Source organism: Streptomyces phytophilus (genome assembly GCF_013870535.1).
Taxonomy (GTDB): Bacteria; Actinomycetota; Actinomycetes; order Streptomycetales; family Streptomycetaceae; genus Streptomyces; species Streptomyces phytophilus.
In genome coordinates, this window is the sequence record NZ_JACBXC010000716.1 from 1 (window position 1) to 3102 (window position 3102).

The window sequence follows — 3102 nt, forward strand, 5'->3', positions numbered from 1 at the left end:
GCCGACGGCGCCGGGCAGCCGGACGGTACCGGGGACGAGGACGCGGGCCAGGGCGGCTCCGGCCGGGACGGGGAACCGGGCACGCAGGGCAAGGCGGTGGAGCGGCTCTGCGAGAAGTTCCTCGCCGTACGCGACGGGGAGGAGAAGGCCGGTGACAAGAGGTCCTGGAACCGCCTCGTCCGCGAGGCCGGCGGCGAGAAGGCCGTCGCCCGCTACTGCGAGAAGCACTTCGGCGACGGCGCCCGGGGCGAGGGCGGCGCCGGCAACGGCGACCACGACCGGCACGACGAAGACGACGAGGGCGACGAGGACGAGGACGACGACGACTGAACCGGGGCCCGCACGGGCGGGGACCGGCGGCGACCGCCGTGCGGGCCGGTGCCCGGCCCGTACCCCTCACTCGAACTGCGTCAGCACCATCGTCACCAGCCACAGCACGATGGCGCACGCGATCGTGACCGCCGGCCAGCTCCGCGCCGTCTCGCCCAGCGGATGCCGCCGCCGGACCGACGTCCACACCACCCAGAACGCCTCGGCCTCCGCGGGCTCCACGCGCTCGCCGTCCAGCAGCCACAGCGCGGGCCCGTCCGCGCCGGGCGCCGCTAAGCCGGAGGGCGCGCCGTCGCCCGGCACCTGCTCGACCTCCTTCACCAGCCGGCCGCCGCAGTAGCTCTCGCGTCGGATCACGGGGGCGTTCCTCTCGGTGGCGGATGCCGCGGAAAATGACGATGCCCGGGCAGAAAGGCGATCATAAGGTGGCCCGGTGACAGACGACCAACGCGAACGGCTGCGCAGGACCTTCACCGAGGCGCCGGAGCTGTACGACCGGGCCCGCCCCGGCTACCCGCAGGAGATGTACGACGACCTCGCCGCCGCCGCGCCCACCGGACTCGGGCCGGACTGCCGGGTGCTGGAGATCGGCTGCGGCACCGGGCAGGCGACCGTGCCGCTGGCCGGGCGCGGCTGCCGGGTGACGGCGGTGGAGCTGGGCGCGGAGATGGCGCGGGTGGCGCGCCGCAACCTCGCCGGGTACCCGGATGCGGACGTCGTGAACGCGGCGTTCGAGCAGTGGCCGCTGCCGCCGGAGCCGTTCGACGTGGTGCTCGCCGCCACCGCGTTCGCCTGGGTCGACCCGGCGGTCCGGGTGCCGAAGTCGGCGGACGCGCTGCGCCCCGGCGGGGTGCTGGCCACCGTCCGCACCCACCATGTGGCGGGCGGCACCGAGGAGTTCTTCGCCGCGGCGCAGGGCTGCTACGAGCGCTTCGACCCCGCCACCCCGCCGGGCCTGCGCCTGCGGCCCGGCACCGCCATCCCCGAGGACCGCGACGACCTCCGCGGCGAGGAGCGCTTCGAGGACCCGGTCTTCCACCGCTACGAGTGGGAGGTGGCGTACTCCACCGCGGAGTACCTCGACCTGCTGCGCACGTACTCAGGGCACCGGGCACTGCCCGCCCCGGCCCGCGACGCGCTGCTGGCCTGCCTCGCGGGCCTGATCGACGGGCGCCACGGCGGCCGGATCGCCAAGCGCTACCTGACCGAGCTGCGACTCGCCCGCCGCGCCGGGTGACGTACCGTCAGCCGTCCCGGTAGCGCAGCAGCAGCATCGCCGCGTCGTCGTGCAGCGGCGCCCGTACGTGCTCGATCACGTCCTGGCGCAGCGCGGTCAGCGCCCCTTCCGGGTCGGGGTCCTTGAGCAGTCCGGCGCGCTGCTCCAGCGGGTAGAAGGCCCCGGTGCGGTCGCGGGCCTCGGTGACGCCGTCGGTGTAGAACAGCAGCTGGTCTCCGGGGGCGAACCCCGCCGTGTGCGGCTCCGGCTGGGCGACGCCGTGCTCCCCGAGACCGAGCGGTAAAGCCCGCTGCGGCGGCGCGAGATAGCGCACGTCGCCGTCCTGGCGCACGGCCAGCGGCGCGGGGTGCCCGAAGTTGAGCAGCGTCACCTCCTGGCCGGAGCCCACCTCGGCGAGGATGGCGGTGACGAACTTCTCGCCGTCGAGCTGCCGGTCGAGCGCCCGCTCCAGCCGCTCCCCGACGGCCGTCAGGTCCGGTTCGTCGTACGCGGCCTCGCGGAAGGCGCTGAGCACCACCGCCGCCGTCTCCACCGCCTCCAGCCCTTTGCCCTGCACGTCCCCGACGATCAGCCGGACGCCGGCCGGCGAGGTCACCACCTCGTACAGGTCGCCGCCGATCCGTGCCTCCGCCACGGCCGAGGTGTACGAGACCGCCGCCCGCAGCCGCCCGGCGCTGCGCGGCACCGGGCGCAGCAGCACGCGCTGCGCCACCTCGGCGATCGAGCGCACGCTGGCCAGCTCCTCCTCGCGGCGATGCCGCATCCGCACCGCGAGCAGCGCGGCGACCGTGACGCCGACGACGGACAGCAGGGCCACATAGCCGCGCCGCGACTCGAACATCACGTCCGAGATGCCGAGCAGGACGCACAGCACCAGCGCGATGCCGCCGACGAACACCGTGCGCTGCCAGTTGCCGACCAGGCCGGCGAAGGCCGGCCCGAGCGAGACCAGGGGCAGGAACCCGACGTCCGGCCCGGCGGTGACGTCCACGACGGCGACGCAGCCCATGACGGCGTACGGCAGCGCGTTCAGCGTGCGGTGATGCGGCAACTTCCGGTCGGTCATGCGCTACTCGCTACTCCAGCCGCTGTTCGGCTCTGCACCTCGGACGGCGCGGAGATACGGCCCCCGTCGCGGCCGGCCCCACCCCGTGAGGCTAGGCAAGGATCGGCCCATCCGGGACCGATGCGGCCGAATCGTTGCCTGTCCGGCACCGGGATCGGCGCGTCGGTCCCCGTACGGTCGGGACAAAATACCCGCAACCTGGCCACGGGCGGCGCGGTTTCCCGCCGGGCGTGGCCGGATCCGAACGACTGCGGTCGAAGCAGGTCGCGACGTGAACGAACGGCCATTGTCCCTCAGGTGCGGTGCCGTCGTCATGGGTCGCGTCGGCCCCGTCCACCCCGAAGGAACTCCTCCGGTACAACCGCTGGTTGTCGATCCGGCCGTGTTTGTTGTTTGAATCGGTCCGTGACCCGGGGATTTGATGGCGCCTCCGACAACGCCCCGTTGTGTGAGGAGTCGCCGTGGCCAG

3 protein-coding genes and 1 pseudogene are annotated in these 3102 nt (G+C 74.0%); 2 read left to right on the forward strand and 2 right to left on the reverse strand.

Features of this window, described 5'->3' with window-relative positions; translation table 11 throughout:
* A pseudogene (locus H5J30_RS24055) lies at positions 1 to 330 on the forward strand (hypothetical protein); the annotation flags it as partial.
* 66 nt (positions 331 to 396) lie between these two features.
* Here the strand turns inward: H5J30_RS24055 and H5J30_RS24060 are convergent.
* The gene (locus tag H5J30_RS24060) at positions 397 to 687 is read right to left on the reverse strand and encodes a hypothetical protein (protein WP_181789460.1); all 291 of its coding nucleotides are present in this window, start codon (positions 685 to 687) and stop codon (positions 397 to 399) included.
* Between the two features lie 76 nt (positions 688 to 763).
* Here H5J30_RS24060 and H5J30_RS24065 point away from each other — a divergent pair, with 76 nt between their 5' ends.
* Complete coding sequence (locus tag H5J30_RS24065) at positions 764 to 1567, forward strand: class I SAM-dependent methyltransferase (protein WP_181789461.1); 804 nt, start codon at positions 764 to 766, stop codon at positions 1565 to 1567.
* A 7-nt stretch (positions 1568 to 1574) separates the two neighbouring features.
* Here the strand turns inward: H5J30_RS24065 and H5J30_RS24070 are convergent, their stop codons facing one another.
* Complete coding sequence (locus H5J30_RS24070; RefSeq protein WP_181789462.1) at positions 1575 to 2633, reverse strand: PP2C family protein-serine/threonine phosphatase; 1059 nt, start codon at positions 2631 to 2633, stop codon at positions 1575 to 1577.
* Between the last annotated feature and the right edge of the window lie 469 nt (positions 2634 to 3102).

Bases quoted from the DNA above. Each gene is read 5' to 3' on its own strand.
- H5J30_RS24070 (WP_181789462.1), bottom strand. From the start codon at position 2,633: ATGACCGACCGGAAGTTGCCGCATCACCGCACGCTGAACGCGCTGCCG.